General features: G+C 54.6%; 26 protein-coding genes and 1 riboswitch. Of the genes, 14 read left to right on the top strand and 12 right to left on the bottom strand.

Going from position 1 to position 25,067, the window contains the following annotated elements:
• Positions 1-6: 6 nt before the first annotated feature.
• Positions 7-1,008: a DMT family transporter gene (locus tag ACLGL1_RS03925; RefSeq protein WP_411007485.1), complete on the bottom strand. Its 1,002-nt coding sequence runs from the start codon at positions 1,006-1,008 to the stop codon at positions 7-9.
• A 143-nt stretch (positions 1,009-1,151) separates the two neighbouring features.
• Positions 1,152-2,699 carry a cardiolipin synthase gene (gene cls / locus ACLGL1_RS03920; RefSeq protein WP_411007484.1) on the bottom strand — a complete coding sequence of 516 codons (1,548 nt, stop codon included), beginning with the start codon at positions 2,697-2,699 and terminating at the stop codon, positions 1,152-1,154.
• A 726-nt stretch (positions 2,700-3,425) separates the two neighbouring features.
• On the opposite strand from cls, the gene ACLGL1_RS03915 reads away from it, so the two are divergent.
• From ACLGL1_RS03915 to ACLGL1_RS03880, 8 genes are all read left to right on the top strand, one after another.
• Positions 3,426-4,109, top strand: a complete 684-nt coding sequence (locus ACLGL1_RS03915) for an ATP-binding protein (protein ID WP_411007483.1) — start codon at positions 3,426-3,428, stop codon at positions 4,107-4,109.
• A 30-nt stretch (positions 4,110-4,139) separates the two neighbouring features.
• Positions 4,140-4,364 carry a ferredoxin family protein gene (locus tag ACLGL1_RS03910; protein ID WP_411007482.1) on the top strand — a complete coding sequence of 75 codons (225 nt, stop codon included), beginning with the start codon at positions 4,140-4,142 and terminating at the stop codon, positions 4,362-4,364.
• A 7-nt stretch (positions 4,365-4,371) separates the two neighbouring features.
• On the top strand, positions 4,372-5,433 hold the full coding sequence (locus ACLGL1_RS03905) for a 3-methyl-2-oxobutanoate dehydrogenase subunit VorB (RefSeq protein WP_411007500.1): 1,062 nt from the start codon (positions 4,372-4,374) through the stop codon (positions 5,431-5,433).
• Positions 5,433-6,194: a thiamine pyrophosphate-dependent enzyme gene (locus ACLGL1_RS03900; RefSeq protein ID WP_411007481.1), complete on the top strand. Its 762-nt coding sequence runs from the start codon at positions 5,433-5,435 to the stop codon at positions 6,192-6,194. The genes ACLGL1_RS03905 and ACLGL1_RS03900 overlap by 1 nt, the downstream gene beginning before the upstream one ends.
• 1 nt (position 6,195) lies before the next feature.
• Positions 6,196-6,765, top strand: a complete 570-nt coding sequence (locus ACLGL1_RS03895; protein WP_411007480.1) for a 2-oxoacid:acceptor oxidoreductase family protein — start codon at positions 6,196-6,198, stop codon at positions 6,763-6,765.
• Positions 6,762-7,247: a ferritin-like domain-containing protein gene (locus ACLGL1_RS03890; RefSeq protein ID WP_411007479.1), complete on the top strand. Its 486-nt coding sequence runs from the start codon at positions 6,762-6,764 to the stop codon at positions 7,245-7,247. The genes ACLGL1_RS03895 and ACLGL1_RS03890 overlap by 4 nt, the downstream gene beginning before the upstream one ends.
• A gap of 232 nt (positions 7,248-7,479) precedes the next feature.
• The gene (brnQ, locus tag ACLGL1_RS03885) at positions 7,480-8,859 is read left to right on the top strand and encodes a branched-chain amino acid transport system II carrier protein (protein ID WP_411007478.1); all 1,380 of its coding nucleotides are present in this window, start codon (positions 7,480-7,482) and stop codon (positions 8,857-8,859) included.
• 93 nt (positions 8,860-8,952) lie between these two features.
• Positions 8,953-10,140 (top strand): PLP-dependent aminotransferase family protein, encoded by a 1,188-nt coding sequence (locus tag ACLGL1_RS03880; RefSeq protein ID WP_411007477.1) that lies wholly within the window; start codon positions 8,953-8,955, stop codon positions 10,138-10,140.
• Positions 10,141-10,353: 213 nt separating this feature from the next.
• On the opposite strand, the gene ACLGL1_RS03875 is transcribed toward ACLGL1_RS03880, so the two are convergent.
• Positions 10,354-10,881: a biotin transporter BioY gene (locus ACLGL1_RS03875; protein WP_411007476.1), complete on the bottom strand. Its 528-nt coding sequence runs from the start codon at positions 10,879-10,881 to the stop codon at positions 10,354-10,356.
• Positions 10,882-10,972: 91 nt separating this feature from the next.
• Positions 10,973-11,866: a DMT family transporter gene (locus ACLGL1_RS03870; protein WP_411007475.1), complete on the bottom strand. Its 894-nt coding sequence runs from the start codon at positions 11,864-11,866 to the stop codon at positions 10,973-10,975.
• 135 nt (positions 11,867-12,001) lie between these two features.
• Positions 12,002-12,095: riboswitch (TPP riboswitch) on the top strand.
• A gap of 52 nt (positions 12,096-12,147) precedes the next feature.
• Here ACLGL1_RS03870 and thiW point away from each other — a divergent pair.
• The gene (gene thiW / locus ACLGL1_RS03865) at positions 12,148-12,636 is read left to right on the top strand and encodes an energy coupling factor transporter S component ThiW (RefSeq protein ID WP_411007474.1); all 489 of its coding nucleotides are present in this window, start codon (positions 12,148-12,150) and stop codon (positions 12,634-12,636) included.
• A 70-nt stretch (positions 12,637-12,706) separates the two neighbouring features.
• Complete coding sequence (gene cytX / locus ACLGL1_RS03860; RefSeq protein ID WP_411007473.1) at positions 12,707-13,909, top strand: putative hydroxymethylpyrimidine transporter CytX; 1,203 nt, start codon at positions 12,707-12,709, stop codon at positions 13,907-13,909.
• Positions 13,910-14,020: 111 nt separating this feature from the next.
• On the opposite strand, the gene ACLGL1_RS03855 is transcribed toward cytX, so the two are convergent.
• Genes ACLGL1_RS03855 through ACLGL1_RS03845 form a run of 3 tightly spaced genes read right to left on the bottom strand, consistent with a single transcriptional unit; the run spans position 14,021 to position 17,331 of the window.
• Positions 14,021-16,072, bottom strand: a complete 2,052-nt coding sequence (locus ACLGL1_RS03855; RefSeq protein WP_411007472.1) for a hypothetical protein — start codon at positions 16,070-16,072, stop codon at positions 14,021-14,023.
• Positions 16,047-16,946: an ABC transporter ATP-binding protein gene (locus ACLGL1_RS03850; protein WP_411007471.1), complete on the bottom strand. Its 900-nt coding sequence runs from the start codon at positions 16,944-16,946 to the stop codon at positions 16,047-16,049. The genes ACLGL1_RS03855 and ACLGL1_RS03850 overlap by 26 nt, the downstream gene beginning before the upstream one ends.
• Entirely contained in the window at positions 16,933-17,331 is a 399-nt protein-coding gene (locus tag ACLGL1_RS03845; protein ID WP_411007470.1) for a GntR family transcriptional regulator, read from the bottom strand. The genes ACLGL1_RS03850 and ACLGL1_RS03845 overlap by 14 nt, the downstream gene beginning before the upstream one ends.
• 358 nt (positions 17,332-17,689) lie before the next feature.
• Here ACLGL1_RS03845 and ACLGL1_RS03840 point away from each other — a divergent pair, with 358 nt between their 5' ends.
• From ACLGL1_RS03840 to ACLGL1_RS03825, 4 genes are all read left to right on the top strand, one after another.
• The gene (locus ACLGL1_RS03840) at positions 17,690-18,346 is read left to right on the top strand and encodes an HAD family hydrolase (protein ID WP_411007469.1); all 657 of its coding nucleotides are present in this window, start codon (positions 17,690-17,692) and stop codon (positions 18,344-18,346) included.
• Between the two features lie 63 nt (positions 18,347-18,409).
• Positions 18,410-19,564: an LCP family protein gene (locus ACLGL1_RS03835; RefSeq protein WP_411007468.1), complete on the top strand. Its 1,155-nt coding sequence runs from the start codon at positions 18,410-18,412 to the stop codon at positions 19,562-19,564.
• Positions 19,565-19,575: 11 nt separating this feature from the next.
• Complete coding sequence (locus ACLGL1_RS03830) at positions 19,576-20,298, top strand: WecB/TagA/CpsF family glycosyltransferase (RefSeq protein ID WP_411007467.1); 723 nt, start codon at positions 19,576-19,578, stop codon at positions 20,296-20,298.
• Between the two features lie 145 nt (positions 20,299-20,443).
• The gene (locus tag ACLGL1_RS03825) at positions 20,444-20,635 is read left to right on the top strand and encodes a ferredoxin (protein ID WP_408977587.1); all 192 of its coding nucleotides are present in this window, start codon (positions 20,444-20,446) and stop codon (positions 20,633-20,635) included.
• Between the two features lie 111 nt (positions 20,636-20,746).
• Here ACLGL1_RS03825 and ACLGL1_RS03820 read toward each other — a convergent pair whose 3' ends face one another.
• The 5 genes from ACLGL1_RS03820 to amaP form a co-directional block, all read right to left on the bottom strand.
• Positions 20,747-22,177 (bottom strand): hypothetical protein, encoded by a 1,431-nt coding sequence (locus tag ACLGL1_RS03820; RefSeq protein ID WP_411007466.1) that lies wholly within the window; start codon positions 22,175-22,177, stop codon positions 20,747-20,749.
• 180 nt (positions 22,178-22,357) lie between these two features.
• Positions 22,358-23,347: an Asp23/Gls24 family envelope stress response protein gene (locus ACLGL1_RS03815; protein ID WP_411007465.1), complete on the bottom strand. Its 990-nt coding sequence runs from the start codon at positions 23,345-23,347 to the stop codon at positions 22,358-22,360.
• A gap of 64 nt (positions 23,348-23,411) precedes the next feature.
• On the bottom strand, positions 23,412-23,894 hold the full coding sequence (locus ACLGL1_RS03810) for an Asp23/Gls24 family envelope stress response protein (protein ID WP_411007464.1): 483 nt from the start codon (positions 23,892-23,894) through the stop codon (positions 23,412-23,414).
• 74 nt (positions 23,895-23,968) lie between these two features.
• Positions 23,969-24,322 (bottom strand): DUF2273 domain-containing protein, encoded by a 354-nt coding sequence (locus ACLGL1_RS03805; protein ID WP_411007463.1) that lies wholly within the window; start codon positions 24,320-24,322, stop codon positions 23,969-23,971.
• Positions 24,323-24,330: 8 nt separating this feature from the next.
• The gene (amaP, locus tag ACLGL1_RS03800) at positions 24,331-24,888 is read right to left on the bottom strand and encodes an alkaline shock response membrane anchor protein AmaP (RefSeq protein ID WP_411007462.1); all 558 of its coding nucleotides are present in this window, start codon (positions 24,886-24,888) and stop codon (positions 24,331-24,333) included.
• Positions 24,889-25,067 lie beyond the last annotated feature (179 nt).

Genomic DNA, 25,067 nt, shown 5'->3' with positions numbered 1-25,067 from the left:
GGTTTTTTAAAAGGCGATCGGCTTATTTCCTACAGCCCCTCTTTCAGGCAAACCGGCCCGGCTCCGGCTGGCTGACCGGCCAGCCTTGAAGCTTTCCAGGGTAATGGCCAGGGACCCCACAGCGACAATGAAGATACCCAGGACGGCTGAGAGGGTTTGCCCCTCGCCCAGAATAAGATAACAAAGGATGGGCGCCAAAACCGGCTTTATAAGGAAGGTGATTGAGGCCACCGTCACCGACCCATACTCAATGGCCAGGCCATAGGCGGCAAAGCCCAGGCCGGTGACAAAGATAGAAATATAGAGCAGGAGGGGCAGGCCGGTCAGGCTGATGCCGGCGAAAAAGGGAACCTTGGCGAAGGCATCCAGGCCGATCCGGGTTAAAAAGGCAGCTACAGGCGTCGTATGGGTCAGGCCCATGAGGACCAGAAGTTCAGCCGTCCCTAGGAGGAAGGTGTAGGCCGTCGGGATGAGGCCATGGTAGGCACTCCTGCCCTGGCCTACCTTGACCAGGACTGCATAAAGGGCAAAGAGGACGGCCGACCCGATGGCCAGGAGGATGCCGGTGGCGTCCCCGCCCATATGGAAGGGGTCCATGAGGATAAAAAGACCGGTAAAGGCAATGACCAGGCCCAGGGCCGTCGGCCGGCTAACCGGCTGGCGGAGGAAGGCAGCGGAAAAAAGCACCGCAAAAAAGGCATTACAGCTGAAGATGACCGCCACTGTCGAGGCATCCGTATAGCGGATGGACAGGAGGTAAACGGTCATGGAGAGGACAAGGCAGATAAAGCCTGTTAGGCCGTAAAAAGCGTACTCCCAGAGGGGCAGGCGGCGGGGCAAGTCCCGGTTCTGCCGGTGGGCCAGGGGAAGGAGGATGATTCCCCCGATCAAAAAACGCAGGGCATTTAATTGTAGGGGCTGGTAGCTGGTGCCCGTCATCTTGAGGGCAATTTCCATCGAGCTGAAGAGGACCGCTGCCAGCAGCATATAAAAGATTCCTTTTTTCATTTTTGGCTATCCCTTCTTTCTTCCACCCCGTTATAACGCCGGCGGCGGTAAAAGTCAAGGCAAAGAAAAAAAGACCACCCTGAGGCGGTCTATACCTATCGTCAGCTTGGGCAATGCAGGTATCCCCTTACATGAGAGGGCCGTTACATGAGAGGGCCGAAAATCCGCATGACCCGGCCGATGGCCCGGTGGTGCCAGGGGGTCATATTGTAGTCCTCTATGGTCATCTGGTGGCTGACCTGGGCAGAGGCCTGGAAGTCGGCCTCGACCTGGCTAGCAAAGTCATCATTATAGACCAGGACCCCGTTTTCAAAGTGGAGGTAGAGGGACCGGTAATCGAGGTTGATGGTCCCCACCACTGCCAGGCAGTCGTCAGAGACAAAGGTCTTAGCATGGACAAAGCCCGGTTCGTATTCTAAAATCCGGACCCCATGCCGGATCAGCTCCGGGTAAAAGCTGCGGGCAATGTAAAAGGGAATTTTCTTGTCCGGTACATGGGGCATGAGGATGGCCACGTCCACCCCCCGCCGGGCGGCAAAGATCAGGGCCTGGACCATCTCATAGTCCAAAATCAAATAAGGGGTCATAATATGCACATAGCGGGTGGCCATATTCAGGATGTGCATATAGACATGCTGGGCCAGGATGGCCCCGTCCTCCGGAGCGTCCGCATAGGGGATGACCCAGTTGGGGGCATCGACTGGCAGGGCATGGGGCTTCCGGTCCAGCCAGTGGGCGTAGTCGGTCCGGTCCTCCTCTTCCACATGCCAGAGCTGGAGGAAGATGGCCTGGAGGGACTGGACCGCATCCCCTTCCAGGCGGATGACTGTATCCTTCCAGTGGCCAAAGCGTTCTTTTTCATTGATGTATTCATCGGCCAGGTTAATGCCCCCGGTATAACCCACCTTACCGTCGACAACCAGGATTTTCCGGTGGTCCCGGTTGTTTTGGTAGGTGGAAAAAACTGGCTGGAGGGGCGAAAAAATCCGGCAGTTAATACCGGCATCGATGATCTTCCGCTGGAAGCCCTTGGGCAGGGAAAACATATTGGTCCCGTCATACATGAAGCGGACAGTGACCCCTTCTGCCGCCTTGCGTTTTAAGACCTCAAAGAGGGTATCCCATAATTTTCCTTCCGCAACGATGAAAAATTCCATGAAGATGTACTCTTCCGCCTTTTCCAGGTCCTCGAGCATGGCCGGGAAGGCATCATCCCCCAGGGGGTAGTAGCGGGTCCGGGTATCCGTGTAGGTGGGGTGGACGCCCACCTTAAAAAGATAGTCGGCCAGGCCGGCAAAGCGGGCACTGTGCACACGCAGACTTTCAATAGCCACTTTATTTTGGGGAAGAAAGGTAGACGTCGCCCGGATCCGCCAGGTCACCCGCTCAGCCAACCGCCGGGTGCCGGGGATCAGCTGGATCACTAGGAAAAAGAGCCCCCCAAAGATGGGCATCAGACACATAATAATGACCCAGGCAATTTGATAAGCCGGGTTTTGGTGTTTATTCAGCAGATAAATGACCAGGCTGATGGCCAGGGCATACCAGAAGGCAGTCGCAATTTCCAGGTAACTGCGCAAGAGGTAGTAGCCTGCAAATATCAATAAAATTTGCAAGACCAGCAGGATGGCCATAATACCAATAGGCTTCATAATAACTTCTTTGGGCTTGCTGGTATTGATTTTAGACACTGGATGGCCCCCTCTCTCAGGCTTCAACAGAAAGCAAAAAAATTATAATTCTATTATATGAAATTAACCCAAGGGTGACAAGGCTCTTTCAGGGCCCAGAAAGTCCAGCTGCCGGCTATCTATTTGAAGAAGTAATAAAGTAATAATATCTCTTTTAAAGCCTCACTACCCCCTGCTTGGCTTAGGAAACAGCTCCGGAAATCAGGCTAGTGACCGCTTAATTGATAGATCAATAAGTCATATGAATTCTGAGTCAGGGACATTATTGCATCCATTAGTTTTACTTATATTGTCTTTCTTCTTCTTATTTGTAGGCAAGTCTTATCATTTTATTGACAATATTAGTCTATATGTGGATAATTGTGCATCATTTCTCATAAGTGTACTATAATACTTTCCCAATGCAAGACCAGGCCGTGTTTTTACCATTAAACCAGATATATCCGCATAAAAATAACTTTTATCCGGTATTTATTCATCAATTTGTATATTGCACCATCCAGCACATTAGTTTTAAAAACTTGTTTAAAATTTTTCGTAAACTGTATTATAATATCTGTTCGTTGCATATTATTTACTCGTTTGCTCTCATTTTCTTATCTCATTTTACGTATTCCCTGTTTTTTCTCTTCACCAATTGTTGATTTTTCATCTTATTTAAGCTATTATAAGAATGAAAGATATCTAAATTGTCGCATTATTCAACCTCTTGAAAGGGGGGCCGCCATGGAAAAAAGACAAGATCAAGCACGGATCCACCTGGTCAGCGGTCATTATGGCAGTGGTAAAACAGAGTTTGCTCTGAATTATGCCCTCTACTTACGCCGCTATCACCAGAAGGTGGCTATTGTAGACTTGGACATTGTCAATTTGTATTTCCGTAGCCGCGAGTATGAAGATATGCTGGCAGAGCACGATATTCAAGTCTTTGGCAGTTCGGTAAAGGGCAGTCAGGTAGACTTGCCGGCCCTAGCGGCCAATATTCAGATGCCACTGCAAGATTCAGCCTACCAAGTTGTCGTGGATTTAGGTGGAAACCCTGTCGGTGCGCGCGTACTCGGTTATTATCGCGATGTGCTGGAAGGGCACAATGCAGAATTATTATTTGTTGTCAACCGCCACCGGCCTGAAACGAATACGTTGAAAGATACCGAGCTCTTTATGCAGGATATCGCCCGCTTAGCCCGGATGCCGGTCAGTGCCCTGGTCAACACCACTCACCTACTCAAGGAAACCACCGTCCAGGATGTCTTATACGGTCAAGAGCTTTGCGAGGCCATCCGGGATAAGTATGATATTCCCATTCGTTACATTGCTTGTCGCTCTGAGATCTGCGATGAATTGCCTGAAAATTTAGATGGCGAGGTCTTTCCGCTAAAGATTTTCATGCGCGCAGATTGGATGCTATAAATATGCCAAGAGGCAATTGGAGGTAATCAAATGGCAAAACCAAAAGGAAAGGTCACATTCGATTCTAACCTGTGCAAGGGGTGTGGCGTCTGCGTAGCATCATGTCCCGTAGGCATTTTAGCCCTGGACACGTCCATCATTAACGACAAGGGCTATAGCCCGGCCGTTTGTGTCGAACCGGACAAATGCATCGCCTGTGCCAGCTGCGCAATCATGTGCCCAGACTCAATCATCACTGTTGAAAGAGTTCAGTAGGAGGTAAATTATGGCAAAAACACTAATGAAAGGGAACGAAGCCTTGGCAGCTGCGGCCATTGCCGCCGGTTGTAAATACTTCTTCGGCTATCCAATTACCCCTCAGAGTGAAGTGCCCGAGTATTTCTCCCGGGAATTACCCAAGGTGGGTGGGGTCTACCTGCAAGCGGAATCCGAAGTGGCTTCTATTAATATGGTTTATGGGGCTGCCGGCGCTGGCGCCCGGGTTATGACCTCTTCATCCAGCCCAGGTATGGCGCTCATGCAGGAAGGGATTTCCTACATTGCAGGTGCAGAACTCCCTTGCTTAATCATTAACATGATGCGTGGGGGCCCCGGTCTCGGCGGGATTCAACCCTCCCAGACAGACTACTACATTGCTACCCGCGGCGGCGGTAACGGGGACTACCGGTTAATCTCCTTTGCCCCGGCCAACCTCCAGGAAATGGTTGACCTCATCGGCGAAAGCTTCGACATTGCCGATAAGTACCGGAACCCGGTTATGATTATCGGTGATGGGATGCTTGGGCAAATGATGGAACCGGTCGAAATTAAAACCCGGGACCAAAAGGCCATCGACAAGCCCTGGGCCAGCACCGGTACCGAAGAAAAGCGGGAACCGAACATCATCAACTCCCTCTACCTGGACGTAGAAGGCCTGGAAGCCCACAACAAGCACTTACAAGAAAAGTATGCTGAAGTCACGAAGAACGAGGTCCGCTATGAAACCCAGGACCTGGAAGGGGCCGAAATCGTCCTCTGTGCTTATGGGACGGTCAGCCGGATTTGTAAGTCCGCTATACAGCAACTGGCCAATGAGGGCATTAAAGTTGGGCTGATCCGCCCGATTTCCATCTGGCCTTATCCTTTCCAAGCCTTTGAAGAAATTGATGACACGACCAAGAACCTCTTAGTTGTGGAAATGAACACCGGGCAAATGCTTGATGACGTCAAGATTGCCTCTCACGGCAGATGGCCGGTTCACTTCTACGGCCGTCAGGGCGGGGCTATTCCGTCTATTGAAGAAATTGTCGACGAGGTCAAAAAGATTGTGGGAGGGACGAAATAATGTCAACGATGACGCAAGACAACATTGTCTATAAAAAAAGTAAGGGTCTGACTGACGCCGTCCTCCACTACTGCCCGGGCTGCACCCATGGTGTGGTACACAAACTGGTTGCAGAATGCTTAGTGGAACTTGGCGTTTTAGGAAAGGCCATCGGTGTGGCCCCGGTCGGCTGTGCCGTGCTGGCCTACAAGTACTTCAACTGCGATATGCACGAAGCCGCTCACGGCCGGGCTCCGGCTGTGGCCACCGGCATTAAGAGAACCCGTCCAGATAACTTTGTCTTCACCTACCAGGGGGACGGGGACTTGGCCTCTATCGGGACTGCTGAAATCGTGCAAGCCGCCCACCGGGGCGAACACTTCAGCACCATCTTTATTAACAACGGGATTTACGGGATGACCGGTGGACAAATGGCCCCGACTACCCTAGTAGGCCAGGTCACCACGACCAGCCCCCTGGGCCGTGACCAGGCCCATTGCGGGAAGCCCATCCGGATTGCTGAAATGCTGGCCACCATTGACGGGGCACGGTTTGTTGAACGGGTCGCTGTCAATAACCCGGCCAATGTCCGTAAGGCTAAACGGGCCATTATGAACTGCTTCAAGAACCAGCTGGAAGGTAACGGCTTTGGGATTGTTGAAGTCCTGTCTACCTGCCCGACCAACTGGGGCTTAACCCCTGTGGATGCCCTAAAACGGGTGGAAGAAGAAATGATGCCTTACTATCCGCTTGGCAACTTAAGAAACGGGGAGGGCTTATAATATGGAAGAACGCATCTTATGTGCCGGTTTTGGTGGCCAGGGTGTTATGGCCATTGGTCAAATGCTCACCTATGGCGGCATGGTAGATAACTATGAATGCTCCTACCTACCGTCCTATGGCCCGGAAATGCGCGGGGGCGCTGCCAACTGTTCGGTTATTCTGTCTGATAAGCCGGTTGGCTCACCAAACGTTACCGCTCCTGCCGTTCTAATTGCGATGAATAAACCGTCCTTAGAAAAATTTGCACCAACTGTTATCCCTGGTGGGGTTATCTTTGTCAATTCTTCTTTAATTGATACCAAGGTAGACCGGAAGGATGTCAAGGTCTTCTATATTCCGGTTACGGATATTGCCCGCAATGATATCGGTAATGCAAAAGCCGCTAACATGGTTATGCTCGGGGCCTACCTGGGCTACAGCAAGCTCCTTTCAGATGAAGCCGTTAAGGATGCCTATATGCACGTTTTCGGTGAACGAAAGGCCAAATTCTTTGATATGAACCGCCAGGCTATGGACGCTGGGATTAAAACTGTTGAAGAACAGCACGCTGAAATGGAGGGCGCTCAATGAAAGAAATTAAGGATATCATCAACCAGGCCATCTTAAATGAGGTAGAAGGCGCCCAGTTTTATCGGATGGCGGCCAGCCAAAATACCACCCCTGAAGCGGTAGAAGCCCTTAATAAACTGGCTGAAGAAGAACTGGCCCATATTGACTTCTTGAAACGCTTTAGCGAGGAAGTGGCCGGCGGCGATATTACCGTTGACGAAGCCCTAAGTGCCAATGTCCCCTCCCCAGAAATTTACAGCTGGGGCAAGCTGGACAAGCAAAACTTAAGCCTGGCTCTTTCCGTTTTTAGCGTCGGCATGCAAATGGAGCGTGATTCCATCGCCTTTTATGAAGATGCTAAAAAACAGGTCGATGACCCCAAGGCTAAAAAGGTATTTGATGAGCTCATCAAGTGGGAACAAGTCCACTTGGAACAGTTTTCTACCCAGTATGAAATTCATAAGCAAGAATGGTGGGCTGACCAGGGCTTCTCTCCCTGCTAAGACACCTGCCAGACCCCTAGGATAATCAGATAGAATGATCGCGCCCTCGAGTTTTTGACAATTGTTAACTCTTTTTGCTAAAAGGCTCGACAGGCGCGATTGTTTTTGCTATTATATAACACACCTATGTACAAGCGGCCTCTCCCAGCTTCTTGTTTATAGGCTAAAGGCGACTCGCCGGCAATGGGCAATCTCAGCCTGTATTTATTTTACTGAAAAGAGGGGAAATTGTATGAACAAGAAAACAAAAGACGTCATTATTGTAGGTTTTGCATTATTTGCCATGTTCTTGGGCGCCGGGAACTTAATCTTCCCGCCCTACCTGGGCTTTAACTCCGGGACGGCCTGGCCCATCAACTTATTCGGCTTTATTCTTACCGGGGTAGGTTTACCCTTCTTAGGGGTCTACTCTACCATGAAATCCGGCGGTAACGTCATGACCCTGGGCCGGTATGTCGGTCGGGGTTTCTCCATCGTCCTTGGGGTGGCCATTATCTTAGCCATCGGCCCCTGCTTCGCTATTCCACGGACCGCAGCCACCACCCACGAAGTCGGCGTTATGCAGTTTGCACCCAACCTGCCACCGATTGTTACCAGCCTGGTCTTCTTTGGCCTGGTTATTTTCTTCTGCATCAACAGTGCTAAAGTTATTGACTATATTGGTAAATTCCTAACACCCTTTTTGATGATTACCTTGTTCTCCATCGTTATTCTAGCCGTTATTAAGCCCATTGGTGCCCCTGTTGAATTAACCGGCGAAAACGTCTACAACTTTGCCGGCAGTTTTACTGAAGGTTACCAAACCCTGGACGCCTTGGCTGCTACCATGTTCTGTGGGACGGCCTTGGCCTCTATCGTCAGCCGGGGCTATAACACCTTAAAGGACCAGCTGAACTTAACCATTTATTGCGGGATCATCGCAGCCGGCCTCCTGGCCATCGTTTACGGCGGTCTGCTCTATGCCGGTGCTTCCGCTTCCGGCACCATGACCTTCCCGGAAGATGTTACCCGTCCGCAAATGCTGATCCAGATCGTTCACGAAATCTTCGCCGGCGTGGCCACCAGCTGGGGGCCCATCGGGGCCGGCCTCTTGGCTTTAGCCGTTTCCCTGGCCTGCCTGACCACGGCTGTTGGGCTCGTTACCACCTGTGCCCAGTACTTCAACAAGCTCTCCAATGGTAAATTAAGCTACCGGATGCTGGTCCTGGTGACCACCGGTTTCTCCTTCCTCGTATCCATCATGGGCGTTACCTGGATCATCAACGCCGCTGTACCGGTCCTCTACTTAATGTACCCGGTCCTGATCGTCCTCTTGATTTTCACCGCCTTTGATAAGTTTATCCCGAACAAAAATGCCTACACCGGCGGGATCATCGGTGCTTTCTTAATTTCTATCATTGACGCCCTGTCCACCTTACAAGGCGGCTTTGGCTTTGAATCCAGCTTCATTGACAGCTTGGTGGCCTTTAAGGGCCGGATTCCTCTGGATAGCCTAGGCCTGGCTTGGGTCATCCCGGTTATCGTCTTAGCTGTCATCGCCAGCTTCTTACCGCGCAAACGGGTTGACCAGGAAATGACCGAACTCGTTTACTTTGAAGAAGGCACCAAATAAATCAAGTACCTGTAGATAGAAAAGAGGCCAAGTCATTTGTCTCTTTTTATAAAAGACACTTCCCGACCGACCATTGAAAGGAGTCTTAACGTTATGGCACTTAAATTTGCAAAGCGCATGGACAACATGAAGGCATCGGAGATTCGTGAACTCTTAGCCCTAACAGCCAAACCGGAAATCATCTCTTTTGCAGGTGGCCTCCCGGCCCCAGAACTTTTTCCGGTCAAAGAATGGAAGGAAGCCGTCAATAAGGTCTTAGATGAAAGAGGCCAACAGGCCCTCCAATACGGCCCGACCGATGGCTATGAACCCCTCCGCAAGCACATCGTCCAACGGATGAACAAGGTTGGTGTGAAAGATGCTAAGCCGGAAGACTTTCTGATTTTATCCGGGTCCCAGCAGGGCTTAGACTTTATGGCCAAGGCCTTTATCGACCCCGGTGACCAAATCATCGTTGAAAGCCCCACCTACCTGGGCGCCTTAAACGCCTTCAAGGCCTATGAGCCCTCCTTCCTGGAAGTTGAATTGGATGACAATGGCATGAAGATGGACCAGTTGGAAGACCGGCTCAAAAATAACGACCGGGTGAAATTCATCTACGTAATTTCCGACTTCCAAAACCCCTCCGGTAAAACCTGGACCATGGACCGCCGGGAAAAACTCATTGAATTAGCCAACAAGTATGATGTGGCCATCTTAGAAGACAACCCCTACGGGGAATTACGGTTCGAAGGGGAAATCCAACCTTCCCTGAAGTCCCTGGATACCGAAGGCCGGGTCGTCTTCATGGGGACCTTCTCCAAGGTCTTCTCCCCCGGGATCCGCTTAGGCTGGTTCTGTGCCGCTCCTGAAATCTTAGACAAGTTCAACAAAATCAAGCAGGGCGCCGACCTCCAGACCTCTACCATTTCCCAGATGGAATTGGCCCAGTGGCTGGATGACAATGACCTGGAAGCCCATATCCAGAAGATTATCGAAGTTTACGGCAAACGTAAAAACATCATGGTTGACGCCATGAAGGAATACTTCCCTGAAGGCGTCACTTTCACCAACCCTGAAGGGGGCCTCTTCCTCTGGGTTGAACTGCCGGACTATATGAATGCCCGTGACCTGGCTGTCAAGGCCATTGAAAAGAAGGTCGCCTATGTGCCGGGTGGCGCCTTCTTCGCTGACAATATCCGTGAAAACTGCTTCCGTTGCAACTACTCCTGCATGGACGAAGAAAAAATCGTCGAAGGGGTTAAACGGTTGGCAGAAGTCATCAAGGCTGAAATGAAATAAGGCCAAGGCGCCTGATATGGGCCCCAAGGGCTCGCAAAAAGTCCCTCCTCAAGTGATTGAGGAGGGACTTTGCTTTGTCCATCACCGGCCGCTCATTAGGAGGACACCAAGCTGCTGCCGGACCGAAGACCAGACGATATAGAAAAAGGGGCAGGTGAGAAGGATAAGGCCTTCTCACCTGCCCCCGGCTTATACATGTTTGGCCGTCGGCCCCTACAGGGGCAGGCGCCGACGGATTTGCCGGGCCAGGAAGTAACCCAGGACAATGCTCAGGACGTCTTTAATAACGAAGGGGGCCACGCACATGAGGACCGCTTCGACCAGGCCATTGCCAGTCAAGAGGATGAATTGGAAGACCCCGGCGGCGTAAAGGACCAAAAGGCCCAAAAAGCCGCTGGCCAGGGCAGCTAGAGGCCCGGCCTCTCTTTTAAGGCCACAGAAGAAGGCAGCCAGCCAGAAGGCCCATAAGAAGCCCCCGGTCGGCCCCAAGAGGGCGGCAGCTCCGGCCTTAAAGTTAGCAAAGACCGGGACCCCTACAGCCCCTAACAATAAGTAAACCAGGACCGCGATAGCCCCCCGCTTGGCCCCCAGGCTATAACCGATCAGGGCCAGGGCAAAGGTTTGCAGGGTAATGGGGACCCCTGACGGCATGGGAATCGCCAGTTGGGATAACACCGCCAAGACGGCTGCAAAGGCAGCTATAAAGGTCATGTCCCTTGTTTTTATTTTTTGAGCAGTCATTACCACCCCTCCTTAGTGGCATTAGTATACGCCGGCGGAGGGTTTATTGTCAACCTTTTTTATTTTATAGGTTGACAATAAACCCTCCCGGCTACTTGCCCAGGAGGAAGATGGTGGCCATGATGCAGGCAAAGCCTAAAATATCCATGCCCGTAAAGACCGTCCCTAAGAAGACTGCCGAACAAATGGCCGCTGAAAGGGGCTCGGTTGAGGCCAGCATGGAGGCCCGGACCGACCCGACCATGACCAGGCCCTGCATAAAGATGATAAAGGCCCCGATGGTCCCCACCAAGACCAGGACCAGGCAGCCCAGAAAGACGCCCAGGTCCCAGCTGACCGCTGCCTGCCAGGGGTTTTTCATCAGGGACAGGAGGATGCCGGCCAGGACCAGGGCGCTCCCGGTGGCGGTGGCATTCCCCCAGCGGTGGATCAGGGGCTCAGAGGTGATGAAGTTAATAATCAGGCCCAGGGCAGCCAGGAGACCCCAAAAGAGAGCTGCCGGCGATAGGGATAGGGAACCGATGGACCCGTGGGTAGCAATGAAGAAGGTCCCGGTCACCGCCAGGATAATAGCGGCCAGTTCCCGGCCCGTCGGCCAGCGCCGGGCAAGCAGGCACTGGTAGAGGAGGACCCCAATGGGCCCGGTATACTGGAGCATGGTGGCCGTTCCGGCGTTCGAGGCCTCAATGGCCAGGACATAGGCGTACTGGGCCAGGTTCATGCCGATAAGGCCAAAGGCCAGGACCCGGATGACGCTGGGCAGGTGCCGCCAGAGGGCAAAGATGCCCAGGCCCTGGCCCTTAAAGGCATAGAGGAGGATAATCCCCCCACCCAGGAGCATGCGCAGGACAGAAATCCAGTCGGCCGAGAGGCCCTTATGGGCCATGAGGTACTCGGCGGTGGTGCCGGAAATCCCCCAGCAGATACCGCCGAGTACGCAGTAAACCGTCCCCATGACCAGGGCTTGCTTGTCGCTTTTTACCATCTGATCCCCTCCTGGGCTCATTTTAGCCACAATTTCAGAGACCGTCAAGCAGGCCACCGGCCCGGGGCCGGTCACTTTCGGCCAGGATTTTACGCTAAGGACTAGCCTTTAATAGATAAGGTATGCTATACTGTAAATCAACACTAGGGGCGTCTTGTGAAAGACTGAGAAAGCACTCTTTGAACCTGATCTGGCTGAGACCAGCGTAGGAAAGTGGCAGATTGTTTTTGAGCGCCTACAGCTTGTAGGCGCTTTTTATTTTTTAGAAAGGAAGGAAACCGATGAATCGAACAAGGAAATTAGTGACGGCAGGCTTTTTTGTTGCCCTGAGTGTGATTTTCAATTCCTTTATTGTCTTTCCCATTGGTATCGCTAAGGTGGCCCCGGTCCAGCACCTGATGAATGTAATCGCGGCGGTCTGGCTGGGCCCGGGCTATGCCCTGGCTTGTGCCTTTGTCACCTCGGTCATCCGGAACATGATGGGCATGGGGTCTATTTTGGCCTTCCCGGGTAGCATGGTTGGGGCCCTCCTGGCGGGCCTGGCCTACCAGCGGTCCAAAAAGATCAGCCTGACCGTCTGTGGGGAAGTGGTTGGAACCGGGATCCTGGGGGCCATCCTGGCTGCCCTGATCGCTGTTCCCTTTTTCGGCAAGGAGATGACCCTTTTCGTCTTCCTGCCCAGTTTTTTTATTTCATCCCTGGTGGGGGCGGTCATTGCCGGTATCCTCTTAAAGGCCCTGGAAAAACGGGGTCTCCTGGATAAAAGATAGGCAGGTGGCCTGTGCGGATCCATCAAAAAACAAAGGACGACCCTGGTCGTCAAATCAAAGGAGGCTTATTATGAGCGACGACACACGTACTTCTGTGACAACAAATGGGATGCTATGGCTGGGGGCCGCCATCGGCATTGCTGAAATTTTTACCGGGACCCTCTTTGCCCCCCTGGGCTGGCAAACGGGGCTCCTGGCCATTGTGCTGGGCCACCTAATTGGGGGCGTCATGCTCTTTTTGGTGGGTCGGATCGGGGCCCAAACGGGCCGGACGGCCATGGAGACCCTAAAGATTGCCTTTGGCGAGAAGGGCGGCTTATTTTTCGCCGTCCTCAATGTTCTCCAGCTCCTCGGCTGGACGGCGGTCATGATTGTCAGCGGGGCCAGTGCTATCAATGTCCTCTTTGGCCGGCCCGATGCCAGTGTCATTGGGGGCTGTGTCTTTATCGGCCTCCTCATTGCCGCCTGGCTGATGTATGGCCCCCATTCCCTGGGGCGGGTCAATTCCCTGGTGGTCCTGGGCCTGGCCGCCCTCTGTATCTTTCTAAGCTACCGGATTGCGACCACTGATGTGGTCACCAGCCAGACCCTTGAGGCCATCAGCTTTGGGGCCGCTGTAGAGCTGGCCGTAGCCATGCCCCTGTCCTGGCTACCGGTCATTTCAGACTATACCTCCCGGGCGGAAAGGCCGGTCTTGTCCAATACGGTGAGCAATATCAGCTACTTTATCGGGTCCTGCTGGATGTACACCATTGGGATGGGGGCAGCCATCAGCACCGGCTATACGGACTTATCTATGCTCATGCAAATGATGGGCTTTGGGGTAATTGGCCTGGGGATTATCGTCTTCTCCACCGTCACCACCACCTTTTTAGATGCCCGGTCGGCAGCCATCAGCTTCCGCAGCATCAATACCAGGATCGCTGAAAAGCCCCTGGCCCTCCTGGGCACAGCCATCGGGACCCTGGTGGCCTGCTTTGTGCCCATGACCTCTTATGAGTCCTTCCTGTACCTGATTGGGTCCTGCTTCACCCCCATGGTCGGCATTTTACTGGCCGAATACTACCTCTTAAACCACAAGGCGGTCCGCCAGGCTATCAGTGGGGTCAACTTCATCATCTGGTGCCTGGGCTTTATCATCTACCGGGTGGTCCTGGGCATGGCCCCGGTCACCGGGATTACCCTACCGGTGGTCCTATTGATTACCCTCCTCACCTATCTTGTCCACCGGGTCCTAGAAAAAGAGGGGCCCGTCAGGGGCCTGTCCCATTAAAGCCTGGCCCAGCCCTTAAATCCGCTATAGACTGAATAAGAAAAGAGACGCATCCAACCAGGTGCGTCTCTTTTGTTTTGGTCTATTTTCATGCTGTCAGGCTGGGCTTGGTCATTTTTGACCTTTTTCCAGGTCCTGGGGTTCATGGCCCCGTAAGACATAAAGGGTATCGATGAGCCCTTCCCCGTCAAGGGTATAGGCCTTGTTGTAATCCAGGCCCGGGCCAATGAGATAGCCCGGCACCGTAAAGGGCAAGAGGTCCCGGATGGCAGCCGGATCAGTGACCTGGAGGACTTCCTCGCCATCGGCGACCTGCCGCAGGGTGAGGCTGCCGGGCTGTAGGCCGGGGTCAGCCAGGTCTTCGGGCCCGGGCAGGTGTCCCATGAGGGTCAGCCGGTTTAAGAGGGCCATGAGGGCCTGGTCATCGGCATAGATGGGGATTTCCATATTGAAGGCAGATTGCTTTTCATAATTGTCCCCCTCTTCCAGCTTAGGTGAAAAAATGAGCTCAGCTACCGGCGGCTCTTGGCGGATAAAGTGACGCCGGGCCGCCAGGTCTTCTTTAAGGGCGGTGATGATCTCGGCTCCGGAGACCGGTTGGCCACCGACCGGGTTGGTGGTGTAAGTATCCTGGACGTTAGCCTTGCCATGGTCAAAGACCTGCTTGTATTGGAGGGTAAGGCTTTCCAGTTGTTGGGGCAGGTTCTCGCTAAAGAGGTCCTTGTAGAGCCGGGCCCGGTAGGCGTTATCGGCGTAGACCGGGGCATAAGCCTCATTTAAGCTGGGCCGGGCCATGGTATAGCGACGGACAATGGTCTGGCCATTGTCGAGCTTCCAGGTCACCTGGCCCCCTTCCAGGTCTTCTTCTGCCAGGCCCCCCGATTGGACCCGGTCGGCATCCTTGGCATAGCCGGCCTGGAGGTTCTTGGCCAGGGTCAGGCCCTGGGGCAGGAGGGAGCCGGAGAGGCGGACTTCCTGCTTGGGGTTTTCAATAAGGGTCCGGTTGCCGCTGGCATCGGTCACAATCACCTGGCGGACATCTTGGTCTTCAGGCAGGTAGTCGTCAAAGCCGAAGATATCCTGGTGGAGGATTTGGAAAATCCCAAAGGAGATGAGGACGCAGACCCCGGTGGCGATGAGCCCCCGGTACAATTGGTGGACATTCCGGTGGAAGAGGAGGCTTAAGATGACGTGGAGGATGAGCCCCCCTATAATGAGGCCCACGATAAAGGCCGGGACTGCGTCATCGGTCATGCTGTAGAAGGCGAGGCCGGCCAGGAGGGTACCGGCAACGACCACCAGCCCCTTGACCGGGTACTCGGTCACCGGATAAATAAAGGTATAGCCGCTCCGTTCAGAGGGCCGGTGCCGGTAGAGGACCAGGGACAGGGCCAGGGCCAGGATGATGACAGCCAGGAGCCAAAGCCGGGTCTCCATGGGCAGGAGGGCAATCCCGCCTTCGCCATAATCCAGGCCGGTCAGGAGGAGGGTAGGTAGGGACCACATGGCCAGCTTATCCAACCAGTCGACACTGACAAAGGTATCCAGCTCCATCTGCATCCACAGGGTCAGGATGAGGGCCACCGTCGGCAGGCCCAGGTGGAAGATGGCAGCCATGCCCACATGGCCGACCATGTTGCCGGTCATTTGACCGGCCAGGAGAGTCACTGCATAGGCGGCCAGGTAAAAGACCAGGGTCTCCAGCATAAAGCGGAGGTGGAGGACCAGGGACACATCCGGGTAGAAGGCCCGGCAAATGATGTAGCTGGCCGCCCCCATAACCAGGAGGACACCGGCAAAAATCAGGAGGCCTACCGTGGAATAGAGGACCATCCAGCTGGTCCGCTTGACCGGCAGGGCATGGCGGTAGTCCACCTGGACCCGGTCGTGCTGGTAGGCACTGAAGATAAAGGCAAAGACCAGGCCCAGCATCACCGCCACCAGCATGCCGGGCAGGTAGAGGCCACCCTCCGTCAGCTGCCGGTAGGCACCCGCCCGGTCAGCCAGCGGGAGCGTTGACCGGATGCTGTAGAGGCTAAAGTAGGCCAGGACCGGCCCGGCCAGGAGCATGAAGAGGCCGGATAAGAGACCCAGCCACCAGTAGGCCTTGAGGTAAAGGCCCAGGCTCCGGCTAAAGCTAAAATGCGACGATTTCGGTGTCATAACTCTGCACCTCCATTTCTGCAATAAAGACTTCTTCCAAGGTCAGGGGGACCTGTTCCAGGTAGAGGGGGTTCAGAGCCCGGACCTGGGCCATGACGGTTTCCAGGTCACCCCGGCAGATAAACTGAACCAGCCGGCCCCTTTGGCTGAACTTGACCAGGTCCAGGGCCTTAAAGGCTTCAGCCCCGAGGGGTTCGTCAAAGGCACACTGGATGTGGTGGAGCTGGTCGGTGAGCTGGCCCATCTCCCGGTCTAGGACCAGCCGGCCCTCATGGAGGAAGGCGATGTGGTCACAAAAGTCCTCCAGTTCCCGAAGATTGTGGGAGGTGATGATGACCGACCGGTCGCCATCAGCAATGAGGTCGGCCAGGATGCGCTTGACCAGGAGCCGTTTAACCGGGTCCAGGCCGTCAAAGGTTTCGTCACAGAGGATGTAGGGGGTATTGGCGGCCAGGGCCAGGATGATATGGGCCTGGCGCTGCATCCCCTTGGAAAAGGTCGACAGCCGGGCGCTTGGATTGAGCTGAAAACGCTTGGCCAGGTCCTGGACCTGGGCCAGGTCATAGTTGGGATAGTACTGGCTGTAGTCCCGGGCCAGGTCATTCAGGCTGGCCCCGCCGGGAATATAAAAGGCATCGGGGATAAAGAAAATATTTTCCTTGGCGGCCGGATTTTCAAAAATATCCGCCTGCTTGTAGAGACAGCGGCCTTCATCTGCCCGGTAGACTCCGGCCAGGAGGCGTAAAAAGGTACTCTTCCCGCTGCCATTAGACCCAATCAGGCCAAAGATGCTGCCCGGCCGAATCTGGCTAGTGACCTTGTTTAAGGCGGTATGGTCACCAAAGGCCTTGCTTAACTTGTCAATCTGAATCATCTGCCGCCCTCCTTTCGCTTGTCTGGGCATAAATGCGGGCCAGCTCCCGGCCGGCTTCTTCTTTTGTCACGCCGACTTCCTTGAGCTGGAAGCCGGCTTCCCTAAAGCGGACCAGGGCCTCTGGCCGTCGCCGGGCCTGGAGCGCCGCCCGGTCCAGGGCAATAAAGGACCCCCGACCCGGCAGGGAATAAATAAAGCCGGATACTTCCATGAGCTGGTAGGCCTTGGCAATGGTATTGGGGTTGATGGCCAGGTCCTTGGCCAGGGCCCGGACACTGGGCAGCTGGTCCTCCCGCTTGAGGGCGCCGGCCAGGACCAGGGCTTCAAAGCCGGTCTGGATTTGTTCATAAATGGGGACCCGGCTCCGGTGGTCAATATGGATCATGCCCCATCCTCCTTTCTTTGATGTGGACGTCCAGCTGGGCAACTGTTAAGAGTGTACTAGTTGTGGTAGTACGGTTATTATATATCCGGACCAACCCGCTGTCAAGACCAAGTTAAGGGGCGAAAAAATATAGTAGGCGGAAGCTTAACAAGATGTTATTATTTTCTACACAAGTTTGTTACGATTTCTTAACGCCCATCCCTTATACTAATAACCAAGACGAGGTTTTCTCTCCCTTTCCTCGTCGCACAACAACCAACCATACATTGCAAATCCTTGACCGCCGCCATCTCCCCTGATGGCGGCGGTCTCCTTATATGGTAAAATAAGGGCATACCTCTTGAACAAGGAGCTTATGATGACAGCCTTATTAATTGATTGTGACGGGACCCTCTGTGATACCCTCTCTATTTGGACCCACCTGGCCGAAGATGACCTCATGGCTCGGGGGCTCAAGCCTGAAGCCAGCTTAAAAGAAGACCTTGCCCCCTTCAGCATGGCCCAGGCCGCCGACTTTATCTGTAGCCGGTATGGCCTGGGCTGCGGGCCTGAGGCCCTCATTGCCGCCTGGGAGGACCGGCTCAGCCACTTTTACCGGGCAGAGGCTCCGGCCAAGGCCGGCGCCCGGCAATTTTTAGAGACAGCCCACCAACTTGGCCTGCCCGCCTACTGTGTCACCCTAACCCCTCTGAGCCTGGTCGGCCCCCTCCTGGACCGGACCGGCCTGGCCCCCCTCCTGGCCGGGATCTTTAGCGGCCATGACCTCCGCCTGGGTAAGGATAGCCCAGCCCTCTACAGCTATGCTGCCAAAGCGGCCGGCCGGCCGCCTTCCCAGTGCCTGGTCATTGAGGACTCCCTCTTTGCCCTCCAGGTGGCCATGGGGGCCGGTTTCCAGGGCTGGGCCTTTATCGACGATTGGCATGGCCCGGACCAGGCTGCCGCCCTAGAGGCCCAGGCCCAGGCGACCCTCTACCACTGGTCAGAAGGGCCGCCCTTACTGGCCGGCCTAAAATGATAGCTGGGTTCTTGCAGTAGCTGGTGGCCTCTGCTAAACTGATACGGTAAAGGAGGCTTTCCTATGCGAAGCTCAGATGAAACCATCCGCCTGGACCACCATCCGGCGGTTGACGATACCCGCCGCCTGCCCCGGCACCGGTCCCAGGGCGGGCGGCCTCACCGGCCGGGGCCTGACCCCCGCCAGCAGCCGGCTAGACCGGCCCAAACCCGGCGACCGGCCGTCCAACGGGGCGAATATCCCCAGGGCCCGGTCCGGCATCGACCGGCCGGTCCCCCACCGGCCCAGACGCCCCCACCGAAGAAAAGGCGCCAAGCCCCACCAGGCTGTGGCTGCCTGGTGACCCTTCTAGTCATTTGCCTGGCCCTGGCCGCGGCATTTGCCGCCTTCTGGTTCTTCTCCGCCCGCCAGGTCCCGGCCCCCATCGACAGCCTACCGGCCGGCGAGCAGCGGGCCGAGGCCATCCAGCGGGCAGGTAAGAATACCAGCTTCCTCCTGGTCGGCGACGACGAACGGACGGAAGGCGAGCAGGCCCGGAGCGATACCATGCTCTACATGGTCATGCGGCCGGTCGATAAAAAAATCAGCCTGGTCTCCCTCCCCCGGGACTCCCTGGTCACCATTCCCGGCCATGGCGAGGACAAGCTCAATGCAGCCTTTGCCTATGGCGGGATGGACCTCCTCTTGCAGACAGTCACCGACCTCATCGGCCCCAAGGCGGACCATACGGTCCTGGTCAACTTCACCGGCTTTGAGAAGATGGTCAATGCCGTCGGCGGGGTAACGATTGATGTCCCTCAGAAGATGTATAAGCCGGAAGAAGGGATTGACCTGGAAGCCGGCCGACAGAAATTAAATGGCCACGACGCCCTGGCCTTTGTCCGCTGGCGGGATGACGGCCTCGGCGATATTGGCCGGATGGACCGGCAAAAAGAATTTATGGCCGCCTTTGCCAAGGAATGCCGGCTGATGTGGCCCTGGCAGGCCATCCGCCTGGCTTGGGCCCTCCACCAGGCTGTCGACACCGACCTCTCTGTCCTGGACAGCCTGAAGCTGGTGGTGGACATGGCCGGCATGGGGCCGGACGCTGTCCAGGTAGACCATTTCGACCTCAACCCCCAGTACATCAATAATGTGAGTTATGTCCTGCTGGACCCGGCCGACGTCCGCCGCACCATCGAACGGGTCTACTATGGCATTGAAATCAGTTCTATATAGGAGGATAAGGGATGGAATTATTCGGTATCCGGATTGACCCGGTGACCCGGGCTGAAGCCCTGGACCAGATTATAAGGACCTGTCAAGACCGGGCCAGCCTGCAGGTCATTACCGCCAACCCGGAAATTGCCCTGGCAGCCAAGGAAGACCCGGCCCTGCGGGACCTGATCAACAGCGCCGGCCTGGTCACCCCTGATGGCAACGGGATCCTACTGGCGGCCCGACTCTTAGGCGACCGCCTGCCGGAGCGGGTCACCGGCATTGATCTAGCGGAAGACCTCTGCCGGGTCAGTGGCCAACAGGACCTGGACCTCTACTTCCTAGGCGGTAAGCCCGGGGTGGCCCAGGCAGCCGCTGACCGGATGGCCCGGCTCTACCCGGGGGTCCGGGTGGTCGGGAGCCGGCATGGCTACTTTAAGGGCCAGGAGACAGAGGTCCTGGCGGATATTAAGGCTGCGGCGCCGGATGTCCTCCTGGTGGGCCTCGGGGCGCCGGCCCAGGAAACCTTTATCCGCCGCTGGCAAAAGGACCTGGCAGTCCCGGTGGCCATCGGGGTTGGCGGGTCCTTTGATGTCATGAGCGGGCAGATCCGGCGGGCCCCGGAGATGGTCCAAAGGCTCCGGCTGGAATGGGCCTGGCGGATTTTTTCCGACTGGCGCCGCCTGCCCCGGCTCCTGAACCTGGTCCGTTTTGTCGCGGCCGTCTGCCGGGAGAAAATCCAGAGCGGCCGATAAGTTAGCCCACTTATATATTTTATTTATAACAGGTATTTTAGCCCTTTTTGGCTGCTTTTTGCCTTGAATTGGCCTTTTATCTATAGTACACTTTGAATGGTGAGATACGACACAATATTTGTATTTTTAAAGGAGAGATAGAGTTATGTGGTTAATGGTAGATCAAGATGCATGCTTAGGTTGCGCTTCCTGCGAAGCAGTTGCTCCGGAAATTTTCAGCATGAATGCTGACGGTAAAGCTGAAGCTTTAAACGAAGTCACCGAAGATCAAAAAGCAACGGCTCAAGAAGCCATTGATATTTGCCCGGTTTCCTGCATCAGCTGGGACGAAGAATAATTTATTGTTAGGGCCCCTCAAGGGGCCTATTTTTTTGCCGAAAGGACAGTAAAAAACCACCTGCGTACACAGGTGGTTTTTCTTTTTATTTGAATGCCTTTATGCTTTTCTTTATTCCTTTTCCTTGCCCTTGGCCTTTTTGGCCTCGGCCCGCTGGTCCTTTTGCTTGTCCGGGGCCTGGCTTTGGTACTGGTCATTAAAGTCTTCCCTGACCATAATATCGACCACTTCCACATGGCAGGTATGGACGCTGAGACCGGCCTGGTCTTGGAGGGCGGCGTCCAGGCTGTCTGACAGGGCCCGGAAGACTTCCTTACCCTTGGCCCCATAGGCGAGGACTGCCTGGAGGTTCAGGTCAACCTGGCCGGCTGCCTGACCGGCCTCACTGCTAGCCATGTGCCCGTCTAGGGCCAGGAGCCCGTCAATATCTGCAACGGCCTGGGCAAAGACCTTCTGCAGGGCCTCCCTGCTCAGGGAGAAGGTCCGAGACTGGCCTTGGCCCTGGTCGCCGGCCGGCTGGGCTTGTTGCGCCTGTTGGGCCTCTTGGTCAGCTTGAGGCTGCTGGCCGCTCTGGGCGGTCGGGCCCTGGTAGTTGATGGCGCAGTAGCCGTCATCGCCGCCGGTGCCATAGTAGCAGTCGTAGGCGTTGGCGCTGTAATCGCCGTCGGCATGGGCCGGGGCCCGGTGGGGGGCCTCCTGGAACATGCCGGGCCCTTGGGGGCCGGCGGGACCGACTTGGCCGACCTGCCAGTCGCAGTAGCCATCGTCCTGACCGGTGCCGTAGTAGCAGTCATAGGCATTGCCCTGGTAGTCGCCGGTGTAGGTCATGGGCGCCTTGGCTGGCTGGACTTGCTGGCCGCCTTGAGCCGGCTGGCTATCTTGGGCGGTCGGGCCCTGGTAGTGGACGGCACAGTAGCCGTCATCGCCGCCGGTGCCATAGTAGCAGTCATAGGCGTTGGCGCCGTAGTCGCCGTCGGCATGGGCCGGGGACCGGTGGGGGGCCTCCTGGAACATAGCAGGGCTTTGGGGGCCGGCTTGGCCGAACTGCCAGTCGCAGTAGCCATCGTCCTGACCGGTGCCGTAGTAGCAGTCATAGGCATTGCCCTGGTAGTCACCGGTGTAGGTCATGGGTGCCTTGGCTGGCTGGACTTGCTGGCCGCCTTGAGCCGGCTGGCTGCCCCTGGCGGGCTGGGCGTACCGGTCATAGGGGGCTGTAGCCCCGGTATATTCCTGGCTATAGGCGCTGGCATAGTCACCATAGCGAACCGGGATCTGCCGGCTGGTTTCCATGCTGCCCCGGCGGAGGCCGGTCGGCCCTTGGGAGATATGCTGCTGACTTTGGCGCCCATGCTCGCCACCGCGGGTCCGGTGGACCAGGGGCGGGACACTATTGCCGGAGACGTAGGCATCATAGGGGTTGTGGCCATAGTCGGCGGCATAATCTTTAGAGCCCACAGGTTCCTTGGCAGTCTGGCCCTGGTGGCTGGAAAAGTCATAGTAGGGGCGTTTATTCTTCTTATTTTGCTTTTTCTTTTTACTCAATGAAAGCACATCCTTTCATATGGAGAAACCGGTGGGTTCCTATATGTCATGTACCCGGAAGGCCCCTGGTTTAATAAGCGGCCGGCTGGAACTAGACCCGGCCAGGGCCTGGGTGAAATTAGTTTGAAGGCGAACCTTTAACGATAAAAAGCGCCCCGAGGGGCGCTCATGACTATAAGCTTAGAAGTTGCCGCGATAACCGCCTTGGGGGGCCGGACGGCCATAGCCCTGTTGGTAGCCTTGTTGGGGGCTCTTGTAGCCACGGTTGTTCCGGTAGGATGGGTCACGAGGGTCCTTGTATTCATCTTCATACCGGTTGATGAACCGCTGGCCGGCCTGGTCATAGGTATTGAACCGGCTTTGGGCAGCCTGTTCAAATTCTTCCCGGGTCATGACATCGGTGACTTCAACATTTAATTCAACGAGTTCTAAACCGGTCATAACCGCCAACTGCCGGCCGATATGTTCACGCAGTTTTTTGAAGATTTCCGGTGCCGGAGCGCCATATTCCAGGATGGCCTTGAGGTCAACGACCACTTGCCCGCCACCGATTTCTACCTGAACGCCTTCTTTGGGGTCGGCGCCGGTATTATTTTCATCGAAGTTGTTCATGATGCTGCCGGCTAAGCCGCTGATGATATTGCCTTTCAGGGCCATAACGCCCTTGATTTCTCGGGCTGCGATCCCAGCAATTTTTTCGATAACGCTATCGGCGAAGACAAAGCTGTCTTCGTGGGGACGCTCATCAACATCAGCCGTGGCTTCTTCGTATTTTTCAGTGACAAAGTCTTTGCCCTGGGCTGCCTTTTCCTTGATGACATCCTTGGCGTCACCGGCTTTTTCCTTGACGGTGTCAGCAGCATCGCCGGCTTTTTCCTTAACGACTTCTGCGGCATCGTCAGCCTTATCGGACAGGTCTTTGTCATCTCTCTTCCGACCGTAGGCGTTGGGTGTATGGTTAGGGTTCCCGCCCTCTTGGTTGGCAATCGGGGTCCCTTGGGCCTGGGGGGCCAATTTCGGGTCTACCGGTTCGTTGATTTCGCAAGAACCACCGGGGGGAATCAAGGGATTGTTGCCTTGGCCATCGCCAGTACATCCACCCTTAATATCCGTTTTAGCCCGGAGGGCATCCATTTCTTTTTGAGATTGTTTTTGTTTTTTATCAGCCATTGTGGACTCCTTTCTTCACATGGACCAATTGATCTGCGGATCGGGTCTGACCCGCAAGTGGTGTTTAATAACCTTGAGGAAGACCGGCTTGGCGGTAGTTGTTTTCCTGACGACTGTCACGGTTTTGCTTTTCATATTCTTTTTGAGTCATGACGTCAACAACACGGACATTTAATTCACGAAGTTTCAGGCCGGTCATTTGGAAGAGTTGAGCCCGGACCCGTTCTTTCATTTCAGCAAAGATATCCGGGGCGGAAGCACCAAATTCTAAAATGAGTTTAACATCTACGGTAACATCTCTTTCACTGACATCTGCAGAAATCCCCTTGGTCACGTTCGGGCCGGAGGTGAAGTTTTCTGCAAGTCCGCTCATGAAGTTACCCTTCATGTCCAAGATCCCGGGGATTTCACGGGCTGTAATCCCGGCGATTTTTTCAATAACGGAGTCGTCAAAGGAAAGGGTGTCGGTATAGGCTTGGCCTTCAAGTTCATCTTTATTATTGTAGGCATCCGGTAAGTTGGCTGCGGTTTTGTTTTGTTCAGACATAATAGGCCTCCTTATAGGCATTTGATTGTTTATTTTTATTTGGAGAAGACTTGCTTAGGCATTTTCTTTCTTCTTTATAAGAACTTACTGAGTAAAGCGTATACAATCGGGTTTCCGTCACGCCAACCGCCATAGATATAAGCGATGGCCACGAAGATTGCCCCCAGTAAAGTGTAGCCGAAACCGAAGATAGCGATACACAGGGCCAGGACAACAGCGATGAAGATGCTGGTAATGGTGTGACGCCGTCTCTGCCATAGGGCCTTTACTGCAGGGCTGGATAATTGACGGTCCAGCCAGCCTTGGGCACGTTGATCGTTCATAGGCATATAGCCCTGATAGCCGGTCGCTTGCTTATGATAGGGCTGATTTGTCTGCGGCGGAGCGTCAGGCGCATCATAGCGGTCCCAGTTGATTCCGTTAGACATGATCTCACCTACCTATTCTTTGCGTCAGCCGGATCTGCTTCGTAAAAAGATACTTGGATCTCTTCAACGGGCAGACCGGTTAAAGTAGTAATTTCTCGACTGATCCGGTCTTTAATGGCTTGACCGTACTGGTCCAGGTTGGCCCCATGACGGATACCGCAGTTGACCCTGGCCCGAATACTAGGCTCGCGGCCGTCTTTAATATCCATCTGGACTTCACTTTCCTGGATGCCGTCATAGCCGGCCAGGGTAGACTGGACAGCGCCGGAAATCGCTTCCTCGCTCACTTCAACCGATCCATCATCATGGTTAAAGGTTAGCTTGCGGTCGCGCCGGCGAGCAAACAACCCCTTCAGCATGAGGTATAGGCCAACAAGGGCGGTAATGGCCGCCAAGGCACAAGTCAGGTAAAATCCTGCATAAAACATATTGTCTGTAAGGCCTAGACCTTGGGCCCAGTACCGGTTCAGGAACATAAAGCGATAAATCCCGTAAAAGGTACCAGCTACGTATAGGACCACAAACAGGCCTAAGAAAAAGCTTAAAAATTTTGTTGCTCTGCGCACATGCTCACCTCCGGATATATGCTTCTTTCAGCTTAAGTTAAAGAATATTAGTAGCTCTACACTTATAAATATAACCATTAGCGGACCTAGCTAAACACATTTCACCTATCTTTACAAAATTCACTTTTAAAAACTTCTTTTATATTCTTTCTGTAATAATGAATATTTACAAAAACAGA

Origin of the sequence: Peptococcus simiae (genome assembly GCF_046569735.1) — a bacterium.
Lineage (GTDB): Bacteria > Bacillota > Peptococcia > Peptococcales > Peptococcaceae > Peptococcus > Peptococcus simiae_A.
The sequence above is the reverse complement of the archived record's forward strand: the minus strand, read 5'-3'. Positions and strand labels throughout refer to the sequence as shown.

Bases quoted from the DNA above. Each gene is read 5' to 3' on its own strand.
- ACLGL1_RS03925 (WP_411007485.1), bottom strand. From the start codon at position 1,008: ATGAAAAAAGGAATCTTTTATATGCTGCTGGCAGCGGTCCTCTTCAGC.
- ACLGL1_RS03915 (WP_411007483.1), top strand. From the start codon at position 3,426: ATGGAAAAAAGACAAGATCAAGCACGGATCCACCTGGTCAGCGGTCAT.
- ACLGL1_RS03910 (WP_411007482.1), top strand. From the start codon at position 4,140: ATGGCAAAACCAAAAGGAAAGGTCACATTCGATTCTAACCTGTGCAAG.
- ACLGL1_RS03900 (WP_411007481.1), top strand. From the start codon at position 5,433: ATGTCAACGATGACGCAAGACAACATTGTCTATAAAAAAAGTAAGGGT.
- ACLGL1_RS03895 (WP_411007480.1), top strand. From the start codon at position 6,196: ATGGAAGAACGCATCTTATGTGCCGGTTTTGGTGGCCAGGGTGTTATG.
- ACLGL1_RS03890 (WP_411007479.1), top strand. From the start codon at position 6,762: ATGAAAGAAATTAAGGATATCATCAACCAGGCCATCTTAAATGAGGTA.
- brnQ (WP_411007478.1), top strand. From the start codon at position 7,480: ATGAACAAGAAAACAAAAGACGTCATTATTGTAGGTTTTGCATTATTT.
- ACLGL1_RS03880 (WP_411007477.1), top strand. From the start codon at position 8,953: ATGGCACTTAAATTTGCAAAGCGCATGGACAACATGAAGGCATCGGAG.
- ACLGL1_RS03875 (WP_411007476.1), bottom strand. From the start codon at position 10,881: ATGACTGCTCAAAAAATAAAAACAAGGGACATGACCTTTATAGCTGCC.
- ACLGL1_RS03870 (WP_411007475.1), bottom strand. From the start codon at position 11,866: ATGGTAAAAAGCGACAAGCAAGCCCTGGTCATGGGGACGGTTTACTGC.
- thiW (WP_411007474.1), top strand. From the start codon at position 12,148: ATGAATCGAACAAGGAAATTAGTGACGGCAGGCTTTTTTGTTGCCCTG.
- cytX (WP_411007473.1), top strand. From the start codon at position 12,707: ATGAGCGACGACACACGTACTTCTGTGACAACAAATGGGATGCTATGG.
- ACLGL1_RS03855 (WP_411007472.1), bottom strand. From the start codon at position 16,072: ATGACACCGAAATCGTCGCATTTTAGCTTTAGCCGGAGCCTGGGCCTT.
- ACLGL1_RS03850 (WP_411007471.1), bottom strand. From the start codon at position 16,946: ATGATTCAGATTGACAAGTTAAGCAAGGCCTTTGGTGACCATACCGCC.
- ACLGL1_RS03845 (WP_411007470.1), bottom strand. From the start codon at position 17,331: ATGATCCATATTGACCACCGGAGCCGGGTCCCCATTTATGAACAAATC.
- ACLGL1_RS03840 (WP_411007469.1), top strand. From the start codon at position 17,690: ATGACAGCCTTATTAATTGATTGTGACGGGACCCTCTGTGATACCCTC.
- ACLGL1_RS03835 (WP_411007468.1), top strand. From the start codon at position 18,410: ATGCGAAGCTCAGATGAAACCATCCGCCTGGACCACCATCCGGCGGTT.
- ACLGL1_RS03830 (WP_411007467.1), top strand. From the start codon at position 19,576: ATGGAATTATTCGGTATCCGGATTGACCCGGTGACCCGGGCTGAAGCC.
- ACLGL1_RS03825 (WP_408977587.1), top strand. From the start codon at position 20,444: ATGTGGTTAATGGTAGATCAAGATGCATGCTTAGGTTGCGCTTCCTGC.
- ACLGL1_RS03815 (WP_411007465.1), bottom strand. From the start codon at position 23,347: ATGGCTGATAAAAAACAAAAACAATCTCAAAAAGAAATGGATGCCCTC.
- ACLGL1_RS03810 (WP_411007464.1), bottom strand. From the start codon at position 23,894: ATGTCTGAACAAAACAAAACCGCAGCCAACTTACCGGATGCCTACAAT.
- ACLGL1_RS03805 (WP_411007463.1), bottom strand. From the start codon at position 24,322: ATGTCTAACGGAATCAACTGGGACCGCTATGATGCGCCTGACGCTCCG.